The sequence below is a fragment of the Cardiobacterium hominis genome (assembly GCF_900637305.1).
GTDB lineage: Bacteria > Pseudomonadota > Gammaproteobacteria > Cardiobacteriales > Cardiobacteriaceae > Cardiobacterium > Cardiobacterium hominis.
The window spans coordinates 756,726-777,769 of record NZ_LR134365.1; the positions used below are offsets into that span (position 1 = coordinate 756,726).

Below are 21,044 nucleotides of genomic sequence, written 5' to 3' on the forward strand. Positions count from 1 at the left end.
AGACGGACACATTCTAACATTAATTTTCAGAAAAGAAGCTACTCCTGCTATAATTATTTTCCCCAAAATTCCTCAAAACATACAGGAGATTCCTCATGAAAAACCCCGTTCGTGTCACTATTACCGGTGCTGCCGGCAACATCGGCTATGCGCTTGCCTTCCGCGTTGCGGCTGGCGACATGCTTGGTCCGGATCAGCCGGTCATCCTGCAATTGCTAGAAATCACCCCGGCGCTGGATGCACTCAAGGGCGTTGCCATGGAACTCAACGACTGCGCTTTCCCGCTGCTGCGCGGCCTGGTCACGACTGACGATGCCAACGTCGCTTTCAAGGACTGCGATTATGCCCTGCTGGTCGGCGCCCGCCCGCGCGGTCCCGGCATGGAGCGCAAGGATTTGCTCGCCGCGAATGGCGCCATTTTCGGCCCGCAAGGCAAGGCGTTGAATGACCACGCCTCGCGCCACGTCAAAGTGCTGGTTGTCGGTAACCCTGCCAATACCAATGCCCTCATCGCGCAAGCCGCCGCGCCCGATCTTAACCCGCGCAACTTCACGGCGATGACCCGCCTTGACCACAACCGCGCGCTGTCGCAACTTGCCGAAAAAACCGGCACGCACAGCACCGATATCGCCAAGATGACCATCTGGGGCAACCACTCCTCCACCCAATATCCGGACATCAGCCACGCCACCGTGCAGGGCAAAGCGGCGAAAGGCCTGGTGGAAGACAGCTGGTACAAAGACACCTTCATCCCCGTCGTCCAACAGCGCGGCGCCGCCATCATCAAGGCGCGCGGCGCATCCTCCGCCGCCTCCGCCGCTTCTGCCGCGATTGACCACATGCGCACCTGGGCGCTGGGCACCGATGGTGACGATTGGGTCAGCATGGGCGTACCGTCCGACGGCTCCTACGGCATCGCCCCCGGCATCATTTATTCCTACCCCTGCCGCTGCAAAAATGGCGATTACGAAATCGTGCAAGGGCTGGAAATTGACGCCTTCAGCCGCGAAAAAATGGACGCGACCGAGCGCGAACTGCGTGAAGAACGTGCCGCCGTCGAAAACCTGCTTAAATAAAGCGTGCATTTAACCGCCCCGCCCCGTGCGGGGCTTTTCGTATGACCGCCGTCCAGCATAAAACCCTCGCTTTCATCTGGATTATCGCCAACATCCTCCTCATCCCACACATCCGTCCGCTGGAAGGTACCGCATCGCTTTACACCGATGTCGCACTTGGTCTCAGCGGCCTGCTGTTCTGCTGGTGGGTCTGGCATGATCGCCGCGAAACCCTCGCCTACCATTTTGCCTGGGAAACGCCGCTCCTTACCCTCATTCTGCTGATATTTCTGACGATACCTGCGCTGCGCGACCTTGTCGGTGGCACACAAAGCATCAAACCGCATTGGTACAGCACCGACCGCAGCGCCCGCCTGCCCGGCCACTACTACCTCGACCTTTCCCTGCAACCACTCGCCACCGAGACCGTCAAATTGCGCATCAGCCGCGCCACCTACGACCACCTGAACCAAGCACGTGACGAGCGTAACGAGCGGCCGCCGCCCATCCGCGTTGAATACTGGCCGCACAGCCGCACCCTCAAACAGCTGCAAATTCCCAACGAAAACAGCCCATGAAAGAAATCATCTACGACTGCCTGAAAAAATCGCCCATCCTTCTTGGCCTCGCTATCACCTTTGCCGCCCTGCAATTCCTCACACCGGCAACCGGTAACAGAGCGCTCAACGCCAACATCCTGAGCGGCCTTCTCCTCATCCCGGCGGCGCTGGAACGCTGGTTTACCCGCCACAATCGCGACGAATGGCTTTCCGACATCGTCATCTACATCCTGCTTGGCGTCGCCTGCTACCTCTACATCATCCCCGGCATCCACGACCTCGCCCACGGCAGCAAAACCCTCATCACCGACGACTACCACGTGCGCAGAAAATACCGCTCGCACCACCGCCACAGCTACAGCAGCTACGACTTCAGTAGCCGCTACCGCCTGGAAATCCGGGGAATCCGCGGCCAATTCCCCATTGACAGCGCGGACTACGAAGCGCTCAACCACCCCCCACTACCGCGCATCCGCGTAGAATACTGGCCGAAAAGCGGCATCATCCGCCGCCTGACCATCAACCCGACCGAGGAAAACCCATGAAACTCTACACCAGCACCACCTCCCCCACCGCCCGTGCCATCATCCTCACCGCGCTGGCGCAGGGCAAAGACGCGCTGCAACTTGCCTACGCCGACCCGTGGACGACCCCGCCCGCACTCACCGCCGTCAACCCCTTCTCACAAGTGCCCGTTCTCATCACCGCCGACGGCACCGCCATCTACAACACCCTCACCATCGCCGACTACCTCTTTGACCACCCCTTCCGCGGCGCGCGGCAAAGCGCCATCGCCGGATACGCCACCGCCCTGCTCGAACAAATCATCAAAGCCTACTCGCTAGCGCGCTTCCAGCCGGAACATGGCGCCGAACACCCGCATATCGAACGCGCCCGTGCCGCTGTCGTCCGCGGCCTCGCACAAGCGCCCCAACTCGACCCGGCCAGCAACCACATCGCCCAACACCTGCTGGCAATGGCATTTTCCTACGCCGAACTGCGCCACCCCGCGCTCTACCCGCAGCTTGACGCCGACAACCGCCGCGCCTTCGCCGCATACCAGATGCGCCCGGACGTGCGTGCCGTCCGCCCCGAAGCGCTGGAAAAACGACCAGCAAGCATCGCCGCCCTGCGCCAAACCATCCAATAAAAAGAAGCGTCGCCGGTTGAATGACGCCAAGCCGTCAGCCAGCCTACAAACCCGGAGCCCCCATGAAACTCTACCTCAGCACCACCTCTCCCTACTCCCGCCTCGCGCTCATCGCTGCGCTGCACAGCGGCAAGCGCGACCTGCAACTGCACTACGTCCTGCCGTGGGAAAACCCGGCCGAGCTCATCGCCATCAACCCCTACAGCCAAATCCCGGCGCTCCTCTGCGACGACGGCAACATCCTCAGCGAAACCCTCATCATCATGAACTACCTGGATGACCGCGTCCTGCGCGGCGGCTGTACCTGCGCCCGTGCCGCCTACGGCATCGCCACCATCAACCAGGCGGTGCGCGCCTTTGCGCTCAACATGCACCAACCGGCGCACAGCATCCCGCATCCGCACATTGCGCGCAGCCGCGAAGCGCTCGCCCGCGCCCTGCCGCACGCGCCACAACTCGAACCGCAATCGGACGACTGGGGACACATCATCCTCGGCAACGGACTGAACTACGTGCGCATGCGCCTGCCTGATATCTATGTCGCGCGCGTCAGCCGCGACAACCAGACCGCCGTCAGCGCTTTCCTGGCACGCGACTTCATGCAAAAAACCGAAACGCCGCAACTGGAAAAACGCCCCGCCCGCGTCGCCGATCTGTAACGCGGACTACTTTATCGTTGAGGCGGTTACGTGCTTACGCCGTAACCGCCTCTTGCATTAATGCGCTTCGTCCCAGTTGGCGCCGAGGCCGGTTTCGACGATGAGCGGTACGCTCAGGGTCATGGCGTTTTCCATCAGCGCGACGATGCGCGGGGTGAGTTCGGCGGCGGCTTGCGGGCGGATTTCAAAGACGAGTTCGTCGTGCACTTGCATGATGAGGCGCAGGTCGTCGCGGTTTTTTGCTGCGGTCGCTTCGCGGGGGAGGGGGTTGGTATTGTGGGTGCCGCCCGCGCCGGGGAGGGGGGATAGTTCGAGTTCGCGGTCAATGGCGAGCATGGCGCGTTTGATGATGTCGGCGGCGCTGCCCTGCATCGGTGCGTTGATGGCAAGGCGTTCGCTGGCCTGGCGCCGCTGCGGGTTTTTGCTGTTGATATCCGGGAGATACAAGCGGCGGCCGAGCAGGGTTTCGACGTAGCCTTGTTTGTGTGCCGCTTCGCGTGTCGCGTCCATGTAGTCGCGGACTTTCGGGTAGCGCGCGAAGTAGGTGTCGATGTAGTCGGCGGCCTGGCCGCGCGGGATGTTCAGTTGGCGCGCAAGGCCGAAGGCGCTCATGCCGTAGATGAGGCCGAAGTTGATGGCTTTGGCGTCGCGGCGCTGTTCGCGACTGACGGCTTCGGGCGCGACGCCGAAGATTTCGGCGGCGGTCGCCCGGTGGATGTCGTCGCCACGCGCAAAGGCGGCGAGCAAGCCGGGGTCGGCGGAGAGGTGCGCCATGATGCGCAGTTCGATTTGGGAGTAGTCGGCGGCGAGTATTTGCCAGCCGTCTTCCGCGATGAAGGCGCGGCGGATGCGGCGGCCGGCTTCGCTGCGCACCGGGATGTTTTGCAGGTTGGGGTCGGAGGAGGAGAGGCGGCCGGTGCTGGTAACGGCCTGGTGGTAGCTGGTGTGGATGCGCCCGGTGTGCGGGTTGATGAGTTCGGGCAGGCGGTCGGTGTAGGTGGTTTTGAGTTTGGCGAGTCCGCGGTGTTCGAGGATGAGGCGCGGCAGTTCGGCGCCGTGGCTTTCGGCGAGTTCTGCCAGCACTTCTTCGTTGGTGCTGGGCTGGCCTTTCGGGGTTTTGCGCAGCACGGGCAGGCCGAGTTGGTCGTAGAGGATTTCTTGGAGTTGTTTGGGCGAGCCGAGGTTGAAGGGGCTGCCGGCGAGGGTGTGCGCCGCGTGTTCGAGGGCGGCGAGTTGGCCGCTGATTTCGGCGCTTTGTGCGGCGAGCGCTGCCGGGTCGATGCGCACGCCGGTGGCTTCGATTTTGTAGAGCAGTTCTGCCAGCGGCATTTCGAGTTCGCGGTAGAGTGCGTCGAGTTGTGGCACGGCGGCGAGTTTGGGTGCGAGGTGGTTTTTCAGACGCAGGGTGATGTCGGCGTCTTCGCAGGCGTAGGCGGTCGCGGTTTCGAGCGGGATTTGGTCGAAGGTGAGTTGTTTCGCGCCTTTGCCGGCGATGTCTTCGAAGGTGGTGGTCTGGTGGTTGAGGTAGTAGTCGGCGAGGTCGTCGAGGTTGTGGCGGGTGGCGGTGCTGTCGATGGTGTAGCTCATCAGCATGGTGTCGTCTTTGATGCCGCGCAGTTCGATGCCGGCGCGGGCGAATATGTGGCGGTCGTATTTGTGGTGCTGGCCGCTTTTCGGCGGAGCGCTCGCTTCGAGTAGTGGTTTGAGGCGGGTGAGGGTTTCGGCGTAGGGCAGGTTGGCGCTTAACTGGTGCGCGAGCGGCAGGTAGTAGGCTTCGCCAGGCGCGGGCGCGACGCTGATGCCGACGAGGTTGGCGCGCATGTAGTCGAGGCTGTCGGTTTCGGTGTCGATGGCGTAGCCGTCGCTGTTTTGCAGGCGGTTGATGAGCGCGTCGAGTTCGTCCAGGGTGGTGATGGCGCGGTAGTGGGTGGCGACGGGGGCGGCGGGCGGCGGTGGCGCGCTGTTTTTCAGGTATTGGGCTTTGATGTTGGCGAGTTCGTAGGTGTCGCAGAGGGCGGCGAGTTTGTCCGGCTGGCGCGGTTGCAGGGCGAGGTCGGCGATGCGGGTGTTGAGGTCGAGGGTGGTGTTGATGGTGGCGAGGGTTTGCGAGAGGCGCAGGGTGTCGATGCCCGCGCGCAGGTTATCGCCGATTTTGCCGGGGATTTTGCTGGCGTGGTCGATGAGGTTGTCGATGGTTTGGTATTCGGCCAGCCATTTGGCGGCGGTTTTCGGCCCGACTTTGGCCACGCCGGGGATGTTGTCCGCGCTGTCGCCGACGAGGGCGAGGAAGTCGATGACTTGGTCGGCGCGCAGGGCGTCCACTTTGAAGCGCTCGGCGATGTTGGCGGTGGTGGTTACCGCGTTTTTCATGGTGTCGAGCAGGGTGATGTCGGCATGGGTGAGCAGTTGCGCCATGTCTTTGTCGCCGCTGGAGATGACGACCTGGTAGTGCTCGGAGAGCGCCTGCATGGCAAGTGTGCCGATGACGTCGTCCGCTTCCACGCCGGGCTCGATGATGAGCGGGAAGCCGAGCGCTTCGATGAGGCGGTGCAGCGGCTCGATTTGCACGCGCAGGTCGTCCGGCATCGGCGGGCGGTGCGCTTTGTAAGCGGGGTAGAGGTCGTGGCGGAAGGTTTTGCCTTTGGCATCAAAGACGACGCCGAAGTAGGCGGGCTGGTGGTCGTCGTAGAGTTTGGCGAGCATTTTGATGACGCCGTGCAGCGCGCCGGTCGGGTGGCCGTCGCGGGTGGTGAGCGGCGGCAGGCCGTGGTAGGCGCGGAAAAGGTAGGACGAGCCGTCCACAAGGACGACGAGGTGATTCGGGTCGGGCTGGTGCATGGGGGTTCCGTTGTGATGGGCGGGGCTTTGCGGCACAATGCGCGGCTTCTTGTCCGCGGGACGCCGTATTGTTTGGGCGCTGCGGGTGGTTGTCAATTGTTAAGGGAGTGTTTTATGGGCAAGCGTCGTCCGCCGAAGGAGTTGCATCCCGATAATGTGCCGGGCTTGCAGGGCGAAGCGTGGCGGGTGTTCCGCATTATGTCGGAATTCGTCGAGGGATTTGAAAAGCTGGCGGTGATTCCGCCATCGGTGAGCATTTTCGGCTCGGCGCGCCTGCCCGCCGAGCATCCGGTCTGCCAGCAGACGCGGGAAATCGCCAAACGCCTCTCGGATGCGGGTTTTTCCGTGGTTTCCGGCGGCGGCCCCGGCGTGATGGAAGCGGCGAACCAAGGCGCGTACGCGGGCGAAAAGGGGCTGTCGGTCGGGCTGAACATCCAGCTGCCGCATGAGCAGTCCTCCAACCAGTTTCAGGATATTTCGTTGGAATTCCGCCACTTTTTCTCGCGCAAGGTGATGTTCGTCAAATACGCCAACGCTTACGTCGTCATGCCCGGCGGCTTCGGCACGCTGGACGAGTTGGCGGAAATTCTCGTGCTGATTCAGACGGGCAAGAGCCGCAAGATTCCGGTGATTCTCGTCGGCAGCGACTTCTGGCGTGGCCTGCTCGCCTGGATGGAAGCGACAATGGTCGCGCAGGGGCTGATCAAGGCCGAAGACATGCAGCTGATGACGCTGGTGGATGACGCCGATGCGGTCGTCGCCGCCATTCTCGATTTCTACGAGGGACGCGAGTTCGCGCCCAGCGCCGAAGAAGAGCGGTTGCTGCGACAATTGTGAGCCGTTTGCCGCATGAAAAAAGCCCGCACATGGCGGGCTTTTCCTTTGGGTAAACGTTTACAGAATGACGTAATAAGCAAAGAGCGTGACCACCGCGATGCTGACAATATTCAGCACCAGACCGGCGCGGAACATGTCGCGCTGCTTGACCTCGCCCGTGCCGAAAACCAGCGCGTTCGGCGGAGTGGCGACCGGCAGCATGAAGGCGCAGGAAGCCCCGATGCCGATGACCATAACCAGCACGTCTTCGCGCATGCCGGTTTGCGCCGCGACCGAAGCAAACACCGGCACGAGCAGCGCCGCCGAGGCGGTGTTACTGGTGAACTCGGTGAGGAAAATGATGAACGTGGCGACCACCAAAATAATGACAAAAGGCGAGCTGCTGCCGAAGGCGCTGGCAATCATCTGCCCGATTTCCTTGGACGCCCCGGACGCGCCGAGAACGCTGCTCAGGGTAATGCCGCCGCCAAAGAGCAGCAGTACACCCCAGTCGGTGTTGTCGGTCACATCTTTCCAGCTGGCAAGCCCCAGCACGACCACCGCAATAATCGCGCAGAGGGCAACGAAAGTATCAGGCGCGTTGATGCCCATCGCTTTCAGCTGATCGCCACAAATCCACGCCAATGCAGTCAGCGCGAAGACAACCAGCGTCAGCACGCGGATGCCGGTCCAGGGAATGTCTTCCTCATTATCCTGGCGGATTTTCTGTTTGAAATTCGGCTTGCAGACGATCCACAGCGTGACAAACATTGCCGGCATCAGAATGAAAGTAATCGGCAGACCGAGCCTCATCCACTCAGTGAAGCCCATGCCGAGCTCCTTGGCGGCAATACCGTTCGGCGGCGAGCCTTGCAGCATCCCCATCCCGCCGATACTGGACGAATAAGCAACTGCGAGCAGCACGAAAACGCGCGTGCCGCGGTCATTCTTATCCACGGACGAAAGCAGGCCGAGCGCCAACGGCAGAATCATCGCCGCGGTGGCGGTGTTGGAAATCCACATCGAAAGGAAAGCCGTGACGACGCACAGACCCACCGCTGACCACAACATGCTCGAACCGGCCATATGAATAATGGCGCTGGCAATCTTCTTGTCAATCTTCTGCACCTGCAAGGCGGTGGCAAGCGCAAAACCGCCGAGGAACAAATAAATAATCGGGTCGGCAAAACCGGCCAGCGCCGACTTCATCGTCATCGCGGTAACCGTACCATCCTTGCCGACGCTGGCGGGCAGATGCAGCAGCAACGCGCCGATCGGAATCATGATGGCGGTCAAACTGATGTGCACCGCCTCGGTGAACCATAAAATTGCAATAAAAATCAACAGGGCAAGACCCTTGTTGGCATCCGGTGAATACGGCAGTACGCCGTAGGCGAGTTTGGCGACTACCAGCGCGACGAGAATAATCCCGAGACCAGTAACAATGCCGGGCGGAAAAAAGCCCTTGATTTCGTTGGAAGTAACAGGCGAATTCACAGACATAAACATAACCTCACAATAAATTTACCCGCGCTTAATATAAAGCACCACAAAAGAAATGGGGAAGAAAAAAATACTAAAATTTCAGGCCAATCACCGCCGCGCCCTAAAACCGTCGCCGCGCGAAAAGCGCCTTGCTTTTGCCGGAAAACCTCCGTAAAATCCGCGCTCTTTTCACAGGCCCAACGCCATCGGCAACGTGAAACTTAATTGGAGACAAACATGCTTACCGCTGAAAACAAAAGCGAAATCATCAAAAAATACCAGCGCAAAGAAGGGGACAGCGGCTCGCCCGAAGTACAAATCGCCCTGCTCACCGCGCGCATCCTTGACCTGCAAGAACACTTCAACACCCACAAAAAAGACTTCCACTCCCGTCGCGGTCTTTTGAAAATGGTCAGCCAACGCCGTCGCCTGCTGGACTACTACAAGCGCGTCAATTACGACGGCTACCGCCAGCTCATCGCCGACCTCGGCCTGCGCCGCTAATTAAAGACCGAGCGAGGCAGTCAGCGTGAAAGAAAACATCACCTTTAGCTACGGCAAACACCAAGTTACCCTGGAAAGCGGCGAAATCGCCCGCCAGGCAGATGGCGCCGTCATGGTCAATATGGAAGGCACCGTCGTACTCGTGACAGCGGTTGCCAAAAAAACCGTCGCCGAAGGACAGGACTTCTTTCCGCTGACCGTCGATTACCAAGAAAAATCCTACGCCGCCGGACGAATCCCCGGCGGTTACTTCCGTCGCGAAGGCCGTCCCAGCGAAAACGAAACACTGGTCTCGCGCCTGATTGACCGTCCGCTGCGCCCGCTCTTCCCCGAAGGCTTCTTCAACGAAGTACAAGTCATTGCCAGCGTCATGTCGGTCAATCCCGACATTAGTCCGGACATCCCGGCGATGATCGGCGCCTCTGCCGCCATTGCCCTCTCCGGCGTGCCGTTCAACGGCCCGATTGGCGCGGCGCGCGTCGGTTACAAAAACGGCGCTTACCTGCTCAACCCTTCCGACAAAGAGCTGCAAACCTCCGACCTTGACCTCGTTGTCGCCGGCACCGAAGGTGCGGTGCTGATGGTTGAGTCGCAGGCGAACGAACTGCCGGAAGACGTCATGCTCGGCGCCGTCATGTACGGCCACGAACAAATGCAGGTGGTCATCAACGCCATCCGCGAACTGGCCGCCAAAGCGGGCAAACCCGCCTGGGACTGGCAACCTGCGCCTGCTGACGAAGCGCTCATCGCCAAAGTACGCGAACTGGCGCACGACAAACTCGTCGCGGCCTACCAAATCGCCGACAAACAAGAACGCCAGGCTGCCGTTGCCGCCGTTCACGAAGCCGCGCAAGCTGCCTTGGTGAGCGAAGACGGCTGGAATGCCGCCGCCGTCGGCAATACCGTACACGACCTCGAATACCGCGTCGTACGTGACCGTATCCTTGCCAAAGAACCGCGCATTGACGGCCGCGATACCGTCACCGTGCGCCCGATTACCATCCGCACCGGTGTCCTGCCGCGCGTGCATGGTTCCGCCCTCTTTACCCGTGGCGAAACCCAGGCACTGGTCGTTGCCACCCTCGGCACCGGCCGCGATGCACAAATCATCGACGCCCTTACCGGCGAATACCGCGACATCTTCATGTTGCATTACAACTTCCCGCCGTTCAGCGTCGGCGAAACCGGCCGCGTGGGCTCGCCGAAGCGCCGCGAAATCGGGCATGGCCGTCTCGCCCGCCGTGGCGTGACCGCCATTCTGCCGCCAGAAAGCACCTTCCCCTATACCATCCGCGTCGTCTCCGAAATCACCGAATCCAACGGCTCCAGCTCGATGGCCTCCGTTTGCGGCACCAGTCTTGCGCTGATGGATGCCGGCGTACCGGTCAAAACCCCGGTGGCAGGCATTGCTATGGGCTTGGTCAAAGAAGGAGAGCGCTTCACCGTCCTCTCCGACATCCTGGGCGACGAAGACCACCTGGGCGACATGGACTTCAAAGTCGCCGGTTCCGCCAATGGCGTTACCGCCCTGCAGATGGACATCAAAATTGACGGCATCACCCGTGAAATCATGGAACAGGCGCTAACCCAGGCTAAAGCCGGACGCCTGCATATCCTTGAGATCATGAACCAGGCCATTGCCCAACCGCGTGCCGAAATCTCCGAATACGCGCCGCGTTTCACTACCCTGCGCATTGACGTTGAAAAAATCAAAGACGTTATCGGCAAAGGTGGCGCGACCATTCGCAGTATCACTGAAACCACCGGTACCACCATCGAAATCGAAGACGACGGCACCATCAAAATCGCCGCGGTGGACAAAACCGCTGCCGACGACGCGCGCCGCATCATCGAAGAAATTACCGCCGAACCGGAAATCGGCCGCATCTACGACGCCAAAGTCGTCAAAATCACCGACTTCGGCGCCTTTGTTGCCTTCCTTCCCGGCAAGGAAGGACTGGTACACGTCTCGCAAATCGCCGAGCACCGCGTCAATAACGTGGAAGATGAGCTCAGCGTTGGCCAGGAAGTCAAAGTCAAACTGCTGGAAATCGACCGCCAAGGCCGCGTCAGGCTTTCTATCAAAGAGGCAAAAAATCCGCTATAATTCGCGCCCGTTTTAACCCGACCAAACCGGAGAGATGGCAGAGTGGTCGAATGCGCACGCCTGGAAAGTGTGTATACGTTAATAGCGTATCGGGGGTTCGAATCCCCCTCTCTCCGCCACTATTACCAACCGCCCGCACTGGGCGGTTTTTTTCAGCGCTGATTATGCTTCGCACCAACCGCCTCCTTTCCCTGCTGCAGCACCTGCGACAAAGCCGCCAAGCCATCACCGCACAAGAACTGGCGGGTGTCTTTGGTGTCAGTCTGCGTACCATCTATCGCGACATCGAAACGCTGCGCCAGCAGGGCGCGGACATCCGCGGCGCAGCGGGCATCGGCTTCATCCTGCACAAAACTGATTTTCTTTTGCCGCCGCTGATGTTCAATGAAGATGAAATTGAAGCGCTGGTTTTCGGCGTCCGCTCCGTCATTGTTCAGGGCGACGGCGCGTTGGTCAGCGCCGCACGCAGCCTGCTTGGCAAAATTCATGATGCCCTGCCGCCGAAATGGTCGGCACGTCTTGCGACACAAGCGCTTTATCCGTTGAGCGGCAAGGAAAACAGCGGCTATAGCGCGAGCGAACTTCAAGTTCTCGCGCAAATCCGTCACGCCCTGCGCGAGCAACATAAACTCCATTTCCGTTACACCGACGCCAGCGGACATAGCAGTGAGCGCACGGTCTGGCCGCTTGCCATCGGCTATTTTGAGGATTCGCGCCTGCTCGCCGCCTGGTGCGAACTGCGTCAGGATTTTCGTCATTTTCGTTGCGACCGCATACAGGACGCGAAAACGGGCGAAGCCTACCCACGACCGCAGGCGCTGCTCCTCAAGCAATGGCAGGCACAGGAAAAGGTGGATTTGCTACGGATTTACGGATTTTGAGCGAGGCGGCAGCGGGCGGGCAATGTGTTTATTGCGGGCGCGTTGGCCTGCTGTCGAGGTACCAGCGCAGGGCGCCGATCATGCCGGCGCGGTTGCCCAGGCTGGCGCAGCGGATGTTTTTCGGCATGAAGTGCAGGGCGGGCAGTTTTTCTGCCAGTTGGGCGCGGAGGCGCGGTTCGATCAGGTCGTGTTGCGCGGCGATGCCGCCACCGATGAGGAGGGTTTCCGGCGCAAGCAGGTGGATGGCGGGCAGCAGGCCGTCGGTCAGGGCGCCCAGCATGTGGTCGAGGGCGTAGGCGGCGTCGGCGTCGCCCGCGCGCAGGCGCTGAAAGAGGGTTTTGCCGTCGATGTGTTCGCCGCGGCGTTCGGCGTAGGTGGCGAGCAGGGCGGTGGTGGAGGCGGCTTGTTCGAGGCGGCGTCCGTCACCCAGGGGGCAGACGCCGATTTCTCCGGCGGCGTAGTTGGCGCCGCGCCACAGTTTGCCTTCGAGGAGGATGGCGCCGCCGAGGCCGGTGCCGAGGGTGAGGCAGAGGGCGGAGCTGCTGTTTTGTGCCGCGCCTAGCCAGGCTTCGCCGAGCGCCATGGCATTGACGTCGTTTTCGACGCTGCACGGCAGGCCGCATTGGCTTTCGATGGTTTGTTTGAGTGCGGTGCCGCTGTAACCCGGGATGCTAGGGCCTGCGTGCAGCACGGTGCCGCGGTAGGGGTCGATGACGCCGGCGCTGGAGATGGCGACGCCTTGTAGTGCGGTGTGTGTTTGTTCTTCGCGGCAGATGCGGACGATTTGTTCGCCGATGTGGTTGTCTTGCGCGCTGACGGCGGTTTTTTGGTTGGGGAGTGTTTGGGTGCAGCTGCCGTCTGTCTGGTAGAGGGCGGCCTTGATTTCGCTGCCGCCGATGTCGAGGGTGAGGATGGTCATGTTTGTTCCTTGTTGCGTTGCAGGGCGCGGTAGGTGCGCTGCCAGATGCGGTCGCGTTCGGCGGCGTCGTGGTTCATGTAGTCGGCGTAGAGGATGTCGAGGACGACGAGGACGGGGAATTGCGGCGAGATGAGCCGCCCGTGTTCCATCTGGTTTTTGACGGCAAAGAGTTGGACTTCGTCGAAGGTGTCGCGGTATTCGCGGTCAGCGTTGGCGGTGAGGAGGACGGTGGCGGCGCCTTGGCTTTTAGCGGTTTGCAGGGCTTCGATGATGATTTTGCTGCGCCCGCTGATGCTGATGCCGATGGCCAGGCATTCGGGGTCGGTGAGGACGGCGGTCATGCGGATCATATCGTCGTCGGTGATGGCTTCGCAGATGAGCCCGATACGCATGAAGCGGAATTTCATTTCTTGCGCGACCATGCCGGAGCTGCCTTTGCCGTAGATGTAAACCCGCTTTTTGTGCAGGAGCAGCGCGGTGATGCGGCGGATTTGCCGCATGTCGATGATGGCGTAGGTTTTGTTGAGCAGTTCTTGGTAGCTGGCGAGGACGGGTTGGACGAAGTCGCTGCCGCCGTGGTTTTCTGTCTGGTTGTGCGCGTAGAAGAGTTCGCGCAGGCCGCGGAAGCCGCATTTTTGTGAGAAGCGGGTCAATGCGGCTTCGGACACGCCCAGGCGCTTCGCCAGCGCTTTGCCGGTTTCTTCCGGCGGGGTTTCGCCGCCGCCGAGGAAGTAATCGGCAATTTTGCGCTCAACCGGGCTGAATTCTTGCAGGTGCGCTTCGATGTAGGGGCGGGCGTTTTTGCTGAAGACGATCACCGCAGTGTTTCCAGGCGGATTTTGAAGACGGCCTTGTGCAGGGTCTCGCTTTGCGCTTCAACGATGAGGCCGGTCTGGTGCGCGTCTTCGGGGTAGAATACTGCCAGATAGCCCGGTTCGAGCAGGAGACTGCTGCGCGCGTGGGCGCTGTCAATCGCCTGGTAGTCGCGGTCGGCGTGGTATTCGCCCGCCGCGCAGTCGGCAAGGAAGGCCTGGCGCACCCATTCGCGCCCGTCAAGGACGAGGTGGACGTCAATGTAGTCGCGGTGCGCTTCCCAGATGCGCGCGTCGGCCTCGGCGGTTGGGTAGTGGAAGATGTTGACGTAAAAGTCGTCGCCGTCTATCGGATATTGTTTGTCCGCCCAGGTTGTCAGGTCTTTGCCGGCAAGCCAGCGGCAGACTTTTTCCGCGGCGGGTGAGCGGTAGCTCGTGGCGTGGTCAAGCGAGAGGAGTTCCATGTTTTTATCCCATGATGAGGTTGGGCAGGAAGGTGACGATGCCCGGGAAAAGAGTGATGAGCAGCAAGCAGAGCGCGATGGGGATGATGAAGGGGATGACGCCGCGGGTAACGGTGCTGACGCTCATGTTGCCCACGCGGGCGACGACGAAGAGCGCCATGCCCATCGGCGGGGTGAGGATGCCGATCATCATGTTAAGTGTAGTCATCACGCCGAAGAAGACAAGGTCGATGTTGAACTGCTGGGCGATGGGGATGAGCATCGGCAGCACGAGGAATTGCAGCGCCAGCGCGTCGATAAACATGCCGAGGAACAGGAGCAGCAGGTTAATCATCAGCAGCACCATCAAGGTATTGTCGGCAAAGGTCATGAAGCCGCTTGCGACCTGCATCGCCACCCGTTCGCGGGCAATCATGTCGCCGAAGAAGGTGACGGTCATCACCATCAGAACCGTTACCCCGGTAATCGCCATCGCTTCCACGCAGCAGGTGAACAGTCCGGCGGGGGTGAGTTCGCGATAGACGAACATGCCGAGGATGATGGAATACAGGGCGGCGATGACGGCGGCTTCCGTCGGGGTGAAGGCGCCGGAGAAGATGCCGCCGATGATGAGTATCGGCGTCAGCAGCGGCCAAAACGCCTGTTTGAACGCCCGTCTGCGTTCGGCGGCGGACGTTTTCGGCGCTTTGCCATAGCCGCGTTTTTTACAAACAATGGTGTTCATCACCATCAGCAAAATGGTGAGCAGCACGCCGGGGACGAAACCGGCGAGGAAGAGCTTGGCGATGGAAACATCGGCAATGACACCGTAAATAATCATCGCGATACTCGGCGGCACCAGCGGGCCGATGATGCAGGAGGCTGCGGTAATGCCGCCGCAGAGGTCGTCTTCATAACCGGCGTCGCGCATCGCCTTGATTTCCAGCTGCCCCAGACCGCCCGCATCGGCCAATGCCGAGCCGGACATCCCGGAGAAAATCAGACTGGCGGCGATATTCACATGCCCCATGCCGCCGGTGTAATGCCCCAACATGGCAAGGGCGAAATTGAAAATGCGGGTAGTGATACCGGCGCTATTCATCAAAATGCCGGTAAGGATGAAAAACGGCACGCTCAACAGGCCGAAACTATTAACGCTATCGACCAATTTGGTCGCGGCAAAATTACCGGTACCCCAGCGGGTCATAGAAAAGAACAATACGGCGGCGATAAAAAGCGACCAGCCCACCGGCACCCCGGCAAACATAATAACCAGCCAGATAATCAGCGCGACATAAACCGAGCTTTTGCCGAATTTGACATACTCACTAATGCGCAGCGCGTTGAACCAGGAAGGCTCGATGAAAGCCACCAAAAGCACCGCCGCGGCCAAAACCATATAAACCCAAACGGGAATGCGGCTGTCGCCCTTGCGGTAATTCTCCTGCTGTGCCTGCAAGAAACGGAAGAACATCAAGACGGCACAAACCGGCAGGGAAAGATAAAGCCATTTATTGGAAATGCCGAGAGAAACCAGCTGGTCAGAAGCCTTGGTGAAAACGGTGACGCCATAATAAAACAGGAGCAAGATGGCGCTGAAAATAATCAATTGCGCCAGACTGAAAACCCAGACCCGTAATGTGGCGGGCAAATGACTGGTAATGAAATCAATCAGCACATGCTGCTGACTGCGGATGCCGATAGAAACACCGAGCATCCCGACATAAACGAAAAGCAGGCGAGCTGCTTCTTCCGACCAAATGAGCGGGTGATGCAATACTTGGCGAAAGAAAATTTGCGCGACCAGAATGACGAATATCAGCAGGAATAAGCTGCCGCCAACCCATTCTTCCAATTTATTCAAAACTTTCATGCTTCCCTCCGCGTTGCCGTTTGCCGTCTGCCGCAGCAGACGGCCGATGAAAAGGGCGGCGGCGGAATGCGGCCGCCCGCTGTCATTTCATTTAAGGATTAAGCGCTTCAATTTCGGCAATGGCAGCCTTGCTGGCCTCGCCGTTTTTCTGGATAAATTCTGCGTAATAAGGCTGCATAGCTTCCTTAAACGCGGCAAGGTCGGGGCGGGTAACGGTGACGCCCTGCTTTTCAAAAAAGCCGATAAGCTCCGCTTCGCCGTCCTGGAATAGTTTGCTGTGATATTTCGCCGCATCTTCTGCCGCATCGCGAACTACTTTTTGCAAATCTTCCGGCAGCGACGCCAGGGTTTCATTGCTGACCAGATAGAGTTGGTCATTGAGAATATGGTTGGTCAGGGCAAGATATTTCTGCACTTCGTAGAATTTCTGTGCCTGAATGGTGGGCAGCGGGTTTTCCTGGCCATCCACGGAATTGGTTTGTAGTGCCAGATATACTTCCGAAAAAGCCATCGGGGTAGGGGCGGCACCGACATATTTGGCATAGGCGAGGTTGGTCGCCGCGTTCGGCACGCGCAGTTTCAGCCCTTTCATGTCGCCGATATTGTTAATCGCGCGGTTGGATGTGGTTTGGCGGGTGCCGTTATAGGCTTGGGCGAGAATGGTGATGCCTTTTTCGTCGTGGATTTTCTTGATTAAATCCTTGCCGAAAGTGGTATCAAACAGCGCTTTTTGTGCGGTGGGGAAATCCTTGATCATATAAGGCAGCGCATAGACTTCCGCCAGCGGGTAATAAATCTGGAAGCGTGCGCTTTCGGCAAAAGTGAAATCAAGTGCGCCGCCGCCGACTTGATCCATCATCGAGCGGTCATCGCCCAATTGTCCGTTCGGATACAGGGCAATTTCGATTTTGCCGCCGGATTTTTCTTTTACCGTATTGGCGAAATGTTCCGCCGCCTTGTATTCGTTGGACGTGGTCCCGGCATTCATGCCAAACGTCAATTCATATTCGGCAGCTACCGCATGAGTGGCAAGGGCAGCGATTGCGGCAGCAAGCAGGGTTTTGCGGATAGTCATGGCAGTATCTCCATTAGCTAGGGTTAGAAATAACGGGCATAAATTTCACGGGCGCGGGCGATTTGTGCCGGCGTCGCAGAAGCCATCGGTTTGCGCGAGAGGAAGGGGCCGGAATCGCAACCGCAAAGCACCAACAGTTGTTTCAGCGTCGGATACAGTCCGTTCGCCAGAATATCGGCGATGAGGTTATTGCTTTCCTGCTGCATTTTTAAGGCTTCCGCGTAATTTCCGGCGGCTGCGAGGTCGATGATTTGCCGGGCGCGGATGCCATTGACGTTGTAAGTCGAGCCGATAGCGCCATCCACGCGATTAACCAATGCCGGCAGCAGCATTTCATCGAAGCCGGAATAAATCAGGTGATCGGGATAGGCGCTGCGCAGGCGCTCTAGCAGATAGAAATCGGCCGCGGTGAATTTGACGCCGACGATTTTCGGATTGGCAAAGAGCTCGCCGAATTGCGACAGGCCGATGTCCATGCCGGTCAGGAAAGGAATGGAGTAAACAATCATGCGGTTATCAACCGCGGCGACGATGTCGAAATAATATTGTTTGACTTCCTCGAAAGAGAATTTGTAATAAAACGGGGTGACGGCAGAAATGGCCTGATAGCCCAAACCGGTGGCGTATTGTCCCAATTCAATGGCTTCGTAAAGGTTGGGGCTGCCGATTTGCGCGATGAGTGCGCCTTTATCCCCCGCTTCGTCTTTGACGATAGCGAAGATTTCTTTTTTGCTGGCGGTATCGAGCATGAAATTCTCGCCGGTCGAGCCGCCGACGTACAAGCCGTCCACCTGCATTTTGTCCAGATTGTGGCGCACGATTTGGCGCAGCCCTTTTTCGTTGATTTTGCCTTCTGCGGTAAAAGGTACCAGCAGCGCGGAAATCAAACCTTTGATATCGTGATGTGTAGAAGACATGGGTTTTCTCCGGTTATGGTTTGGTCGCTTGCACGAATTGCTCGGTAATCCACTTCGGGCGGGTAATCGCCGAGCCGACTACGACGCTGTAAACCCCCAGTGCCAGCACACGCCGCACTTTTTCCGGGGTATTGATGTTGCCCTCGGCGATAATCGGCCGCTTGACGGACGCGAGCGCGGCGCGAATCAGGGCGAAATCGTCGTGTTCGATGCGCGCGCCGCGGGTCGCGGGGGTGTAGCCGACCAGCGTCGTGCCGATGAAATCAAAGCCGAGGGCGTCGGCGTGTTGCATTTCGGCGAGGCTGGCGCAGTCGGCCATCAGCAAGACTTCAGGATAGGCGGCACGGATGGCGGCGACGAATGCCGCGAGCGTTTGCCCGCCCGGACGCGGCGCATCGCGGGCGTCTATGGCGATGATTTCCGGGGCGACGGTCATCAGTTCGTCCACCTCGCGCATGGTGGCGGTGATGAACACTTCGCTGTCGGGGTAATCGCGTTTGATGATGCCAATAATCGGCAGGTTGACGTTTTCACGGATGGCGCGGATATCTTCCGCCGAATTGGCGCGGATGCCTGCCGCACCGCCCTGGGCAGCGGCGAGCGCCATCCGCCCCATGATGAAAGATGAATGCAGCGGTTCGTCGGCGAGTGCCTGGCAGGAAACGATCAATCCGCCTTGCAGGTTCGCCGGTAACGCGCGGGTTGCAGTTTGAGTCATGAATCATTCCTTGGTAGCGGGATGTTGGATGAAGTATAGGTCGTCTTGAAATAAATTTCAAACGGCATTATGCTTCTGGGCAACAAATTTCATAACCAACCCGCGGGAGTTTGAAAAATGACGCTAAAACAATCGTTAACCGCTTCTCTCTTGGCCGTGCTGGCACTCTCTGCGACGGGCAAAACGTATCCCGATTTGCCGGTCGCGCTTGCCGACGGCGGTGGTGCGCTGATTGGCGACACCGCTTATGTCGGTCTCGGCAGCGCTGAAGACGGCTTTTTTGCCCTTGATCTGAAGACACCGCAGGCGACGTGGCAAGCCCTGCCGCCCTTCCCCGGCGGGGCGCGCAGTCAGCCGGTGGTCGCCGCGCTGGACGGCAAGCTCTATGTCTTCGGCGGTTTGCAGAAGGACGCGGCGGGGGTGCTGCAACTGGTCAACGACGCCCATGTTTATGACCCGGCGCAGAAAACCTGGCAGAAACTGCCGACGCGCGCGCCTTTGGGGCTGGTTGGTGCCGCCGCTTTCACCCACGGCGGGCGGATTTATGTCGTTGGCGGTAGCAACCTGTCGATTTTTAACGGCTATTTTCAGGATTACAGCGCCGCCGGTGATGATGAGGCGGGCAAGCAGGCGGTGATGCGCGCCTATTTTGACCAGCCCGCGCCGGATTATTTTTTCAACACCACCCTTTTTAGCTATGAGCCGCAGGGCAACCGCTGGCACAACGAAGGGCTGCTGCCGTTTTCCGGCCGCGCCGGTGCGGCGGTGAGCGTGCATGGCGATACGGTGATGGTTGCCAACGGCGAGATTAAACCCGGTCTGCGCACCGATGCGGTCGCGCAAGGCACATTTGATGCCCAGGGGCGTTTGCAATGGCAGACGCTGCCGCCGCTGATTGCGGCAGAATCCGGCGCGCGTCAGGAAGGACTGGCGGGGGCGTACAGCGGCTTTAGCGGCAACTATTACCTGCTCGCCGGTGGCGCCAATTTCCCCGGCGCGGCACAGCGCTACGACGAAGGCCATCTCTATGCGCATGAGGGCTTGAGCAAGGTAACGCATGCGACGGTTTACGCGCTGCACGACGGTGTCTGGCAGGTCGCCAGCGCCCTGCCGCAGCCCGCCGCTTACGGGGTAACGCTGCCGTATCAGGGCAAACTGCTGCTCCTTGGCGGCAAGGACAATCAGGGCGCCAGCCCGCGGGTCGATGTCCTCTCTTACGACGGCAAAACGCTGCACCTGGATTGAGCGGCTCAGCGTGGTATGACGCGGCGGAAGCGGAGGCTTCCGCCGTTTTTTTCTGTCTGGCGTTGCCGCAGCCACCATAGAACGAAAAGTTATAGGCGCAGAAAAAAGCGTTCTTTGTCGGGCGGCAGGGCGCTGCCTACAATGCGCGCCTTTCATTCCCTGCTGGAGACCCCCCATGAAAAAATGGCTACTCGCTACCCTCGCCCTGGCTTTCACCCACGCCTACGCGGCGGACTCGCTGCTGGAGCGCATCAACGCGCACGGCACCGTCACCATCGGCACGGAAGGCACTTACGCGCCGTTCACCTATCACGACGAGAGCGGCAAGCTCACCGGTTATGATGTGGAAGTCGCGCGCGCCGTTGCCGACAAGCTCGGTTTCAAGGTCGATTTCAAGGAAACAGCGTGGGATGCGATGCTCGCCGGGCTCAAGGCGGAACGCTTTGATTTGGTAGCCAATCAGGTGGCGCTGACCACGCCGGAGCGGCGCGCCACGTTCGACAAGTCCGCCGAGTACAGCTATTCCGGGCCGATGGCGGTCAGCCGCGCCGATGACACGCGCATTCAGGCGCTCGCCGACGTCAAAGGGCTGAAATCGGCGCAGACGCTGTCCAGCAACTACGGCGAGATGGCAAAAGCGGCGGGCGCGGAAATCGTGCCGGTCGATGGACTGGCGCAGGCGCTGATTTTGGTGCAGCAAAAACGCGCCGATTTCACGTTCAATGATTCGCTCGCCCTGCTCGATTATCTGAAGAAGACGCCGGATTCCGGGCTGCGCGTCGCCTGGCGCGCGGACGCGGCGGAAAAAGTCGGCGCCGGATTTGTCGCCAACAAGGGCAACGACGAAGCGCTCGCCAAAATCAGCGCGGCGGTGGAAGAACTGCGCGCCGACGGCACACTGAAGAAACTCGGCGAACAGTTCTTTGGCGAGGATGTGAGCGCGAAATAAGCGCGCCAGTGACGCCCGAACATTTACATACACCATGA

At 59.7% G+C, this 21,044-nt stretch carries 20 protein-coding genes and 1 tRNA gene; 12 read left to right on the forward strand and 9 right to left on the reverse strand.

The genetic code is table 11. The features are described 5' to 3' along the window. Nucleotides 1-95: 95 nt before the first annotated feature. The 5 genes from EL199_RS03505 to EL199_RS03525 all read left to right on the forward strand — a co-directional run bounded on the left by EL199_RS03505 (nucleotide 96) and on the right by EL199_RS03525 (nucleotide 3,424). Nucleotides 96-1,076 carry a malate dehydrogenase gene (locus tag EL199_RS03505; RefSeq protein ID WP_004138817.1) on the forward strand — a complete coding sequence of 327 codons (981 nt, stop codon included), beginning with the start codon at nucleotides 96-98 and terminating at the stop codon, nucleotides 1,074-1,076. A gap of 41 nt (nucleotides 1,077-1,117) precedes the next feature. Then, a complete protein-coding gene (locus tag EL199_RS03510; protein WP_004138819.1) occupies nucleotides 1,118-1,633 on the forward strand; it encodes a hypothetical protein in 516 nt (171 codons plus the stop codon). Then, nucleotides 1,630-2,160: a hypothetical protein gene (locus EL199_RS03515; RefSeq protein WP_004138820.1), complete on the forward strand. Its 531-nt coding sequence runs from the start codon at nucleotides 1,630-1,632 to the stop codon at nucleotides 2,158-2,160. The genes EL199_RS03510 and EL199_RS03515 overlap by 4 nt, the downstream gene beginning before the upstream one ends. Continuing rightward, nucleotides 2,157-2,765, forward strand: coding sequence for a glutathione S-transferase family protein (locus tag EL199_RS03520; protein WP_004138822.1), 609 nt, complete (start codon nucleotides 2,157-2,159; stop codon nucleotides 2,763-2,765). Before EL199_RS03515 ends, EL199_RS03520 begins: the two co-directional genes overlap by 4 nt. A gap of 62 nt (nucleotides 2,766-2,827) precedes the next feature. Next, nucleotides 2,828-3,424 carry a glutathione S-transferase N-terminal domain-containing protein gene (locus EL199_RS03525; RefSeq protein ID WP_004138825.1) on the forward strand — a complete coding sequence of 199 codons (597 nt, stop codon included), beginning with the start codon at nucleotides 2,828-2,830 and terminating at the stop codon, nucleotides 3,422-3,424. Between the two features lie 57 nt (nucleotides 3,425-3,481). On the opposite strand, the gene polA is transcribed toward EL199_RS03525, so the two are convergent. After that, a complete protein-coding gene (polA, locus tag EL199_RS03530) occupies nucleotides 3,482-6,262 on the reverse strand; it encodes a DNA polymerase I (protein ID WP_040354311.1) in 2,781 nt (926 codons plus the stop codon). A 114-nt stretch (nucleotides 6,263-6,376) separates the two neighbouring features. Between polA and EL199_RS03535 the strand changes: the two genes are divergently transcribed. Then, nucleotides 6,377-7,099, forward strand: a complete 723-nt coding sequence (locus tag EL199_RS03535; protein ID WP_081447779.1) for an LOG family protein — start codon at nucleotides 6,377-6,379, stop codon at nucleotides 7,097-7,099. Nucleotides 7,100-7,156: 57 nt separating this feature from the next. Here EL199_RS03535 and EL199_RS03540 read toward each other — a convergent pair whose 3' ends face one another. Then, complete coding sequence (locus tag EL199_RS03540; RefSeq protein WP_004138832.1) at nucleotides 7,157-8,587, reverse strand: SLC13 family permease; 1,431 nt, start codon at nucleotides 8,585-8,587, stop codon at nucleotides 7,157-7,159. A gap of 213 nt (nucleotides 8,588-8,800) precedes the next feature. Here EL199_RS03540 and rpsO point away from each other — a divergent pair, with 213 nt between their 5' ends. The 4 genes from rpsO (at nucleotide 8,801) to EL199_RS03560 (ending at nucleotide 12,055) form a co-directional block, all read left to right on the forward strand. Continuing rightward, entirely contained in the window at nucleotides 8,801-9,067 is a 267-nt protein-coding gene (gene rpsO, locus EL199_RS03545; RefSeq protein WP_004138834.1) for a 30S ribosomal protein S15, read from the forward strand. A 25-nt stretch (nucleotides 9,068-9,092) separates the two neighbouring features. Beyond that, nucleotides 9,093-11,174 carry a polyribonucleotide nucleotidyltransferase gene (gene pnp / locus EL199_RS03550; protein WP_004138836.1) on the forward strand — a complete coding sequence of 694 codons (2,082 nt, stop codon included), beginning with the start codon at nucleotides 9,093-9,095 and terminating at the stop codon, nucleotides 11,172-11,174. Nucleotides 11,175-11,202: 28 nt separating this feature from the next. Next, nucleotides 11,203-11,293: transfer RNA gene (locus tag EL199_RS03555), tRNA-Ser, on the forward strand. Between the two features lie 45 nt (nucleotides 11,294-11,338). Further along, nucleotides 11,339-12,055: a helix-turn-helix transcriptional regulator gene (locus EL199_RS03560; RefSeq protein ID WP_004138838.1), complete on the forward strand. Its 717-nt coding sequence runs from the start codon at nucleotides 11,339-11,341 to the stop codon at nucleotides 12,053-12,055. Nucleotides 12,056-12,083: 28 nt separating this feature from the next. Here the strand turns inward: EL199_RS03560 and EL199_RS03565 are convergent, their stop codons facing one another. The 7 genes from EL199_RS03565 to EL199_RS03595 all read right to left on the reverse strand — a co-directional run bounded on the left by EL199_RS03565 (nucleotide 12,084) and on the right by EL199_RS03595 (nucleotide 18,812). After that, the gene (locus tag EL199_RS03565) at nucleotides 12,084-12,974 is read right to left on the reverse strand and encodes an ROK family protein (protein ID WP_004138840.1); all 891 of its coding nucleotides are present in this window, start codon (nucleotides 12,972-12,974) and stop codon (nucleotides 12,084-12,086) included. Beyond that, the gene (locus tag EL199_RS03570; RefSeq protein WP_004138842.1) at nucleotides 12,971-13,792 is read right to left on the reverse strand and encodes a MurR/RpiR family transcriptional regulator; all 822 of its coding nucleotides are present in this window, start codon (nucleotides 13,790-13,792) and stop codon (nucleotides 12,971-12,973) included. The genes EL199_RS03565 and EL199_RS03570 overlap by 4 nt, the downstream gene beginning before the upstream one ends. Then, nucleotides 13,789-14,250, reverse strand: coding sequence for a YhcH/YjgK/YiaL family protein (locus tag EL199_RS03575; protein ID WP_004138843.1), 462 nt, complete (start codon nucleotides 14,248-14,250; stop codon nucleotides 13,789-13,791). Before EL199_RS03575 ends, EL199_RS03570 begins: the two co-directional genes overlap by 4 nt. Before the next feature lie 4 nt (nucleotides 14,251-14,254). After that, complete coding sequence (locus EL199_RS03580; RefSeq protein ID WP_004138845.1) at nucleotides 14,255-16,102, reverse strand: TRAP transporter large permease; 1,848 nt, start codon at nucleotides 16,100-16,102, stop codon at nucleotides 14,255-14,257. Nucleotides 16,103-16,193: 91 nt separating this feature from the next. Beyond that, nucleotides 16,194-17,177, reverse strand: coding sequence for a sialic acid TRAP transporter substrate-binding protein SiaP (locus EL199_RS03585; protein ID WP_004138847.1), 984 nt, complete (start codon nucleotides 17,175-17,177; stop codon nucleotides 16,194-16,196). Nucleotides 17,178-17,200: 23 nt separating this feature from the next. Next, nucleotides 17,201-18,094, reverse strand: a complete 894-nt coding sequence (locus EL199_RS03590; RefSeq protein WP_004138849.1) for an N-acetylneuraminate lyase — start codon at nucleotides 18,092-18,094, stop codon at nucleotides 17,201-17,203. A 13-nt stretch (nucleotides 18,095-18,107) separates the two neighbouring features. After that, complete coding sequence (locus EL199_RS03595) at nucleotides 18,108-18,812, reverse strand: N-acetylmannosamine-6-phosphate 2-epimerase (RefSeq protein WP_004138851.1); 705 nt, start codon at nucleotides 18,810-18,812, stop codon at nucleotides 18,108-18,110. A gap of 117 nt (nucleotides 18,813-18,929) precedes the next feature. On the opposite strand from EL199_RS03595, the gene EL199_RS03600 reads away from it, so the two are divergent. Next, entirely contained in the window at nucleotides 18,930-20,057 is a 1,128-nt protein-coding gene (locus EL199_RS03600; protein ID WP_004138853.1) for an N-acetylneuraminate epimerase, read from the forward strand. A 175-nt stretch (nucleotides 20,058-20,232) separates the two neighbouring features. Continuing rightward, nucleotides 20,233-21,006 carry an amino acid ABC transporter substrate-binding protein gene (locus EL199_RS03605; RefSeq protein WP_004138855.1) on the forward strand — a complete coding sequence of 258 codons (774 nt, stop codon included), beginning with the start codon at nucleotides 20,233-20,235 and terminating at the stop codon, nucleotides 21,004-21,006. Nucleotides 21,007-21,044: the final 38 nt, after the last annotated feature.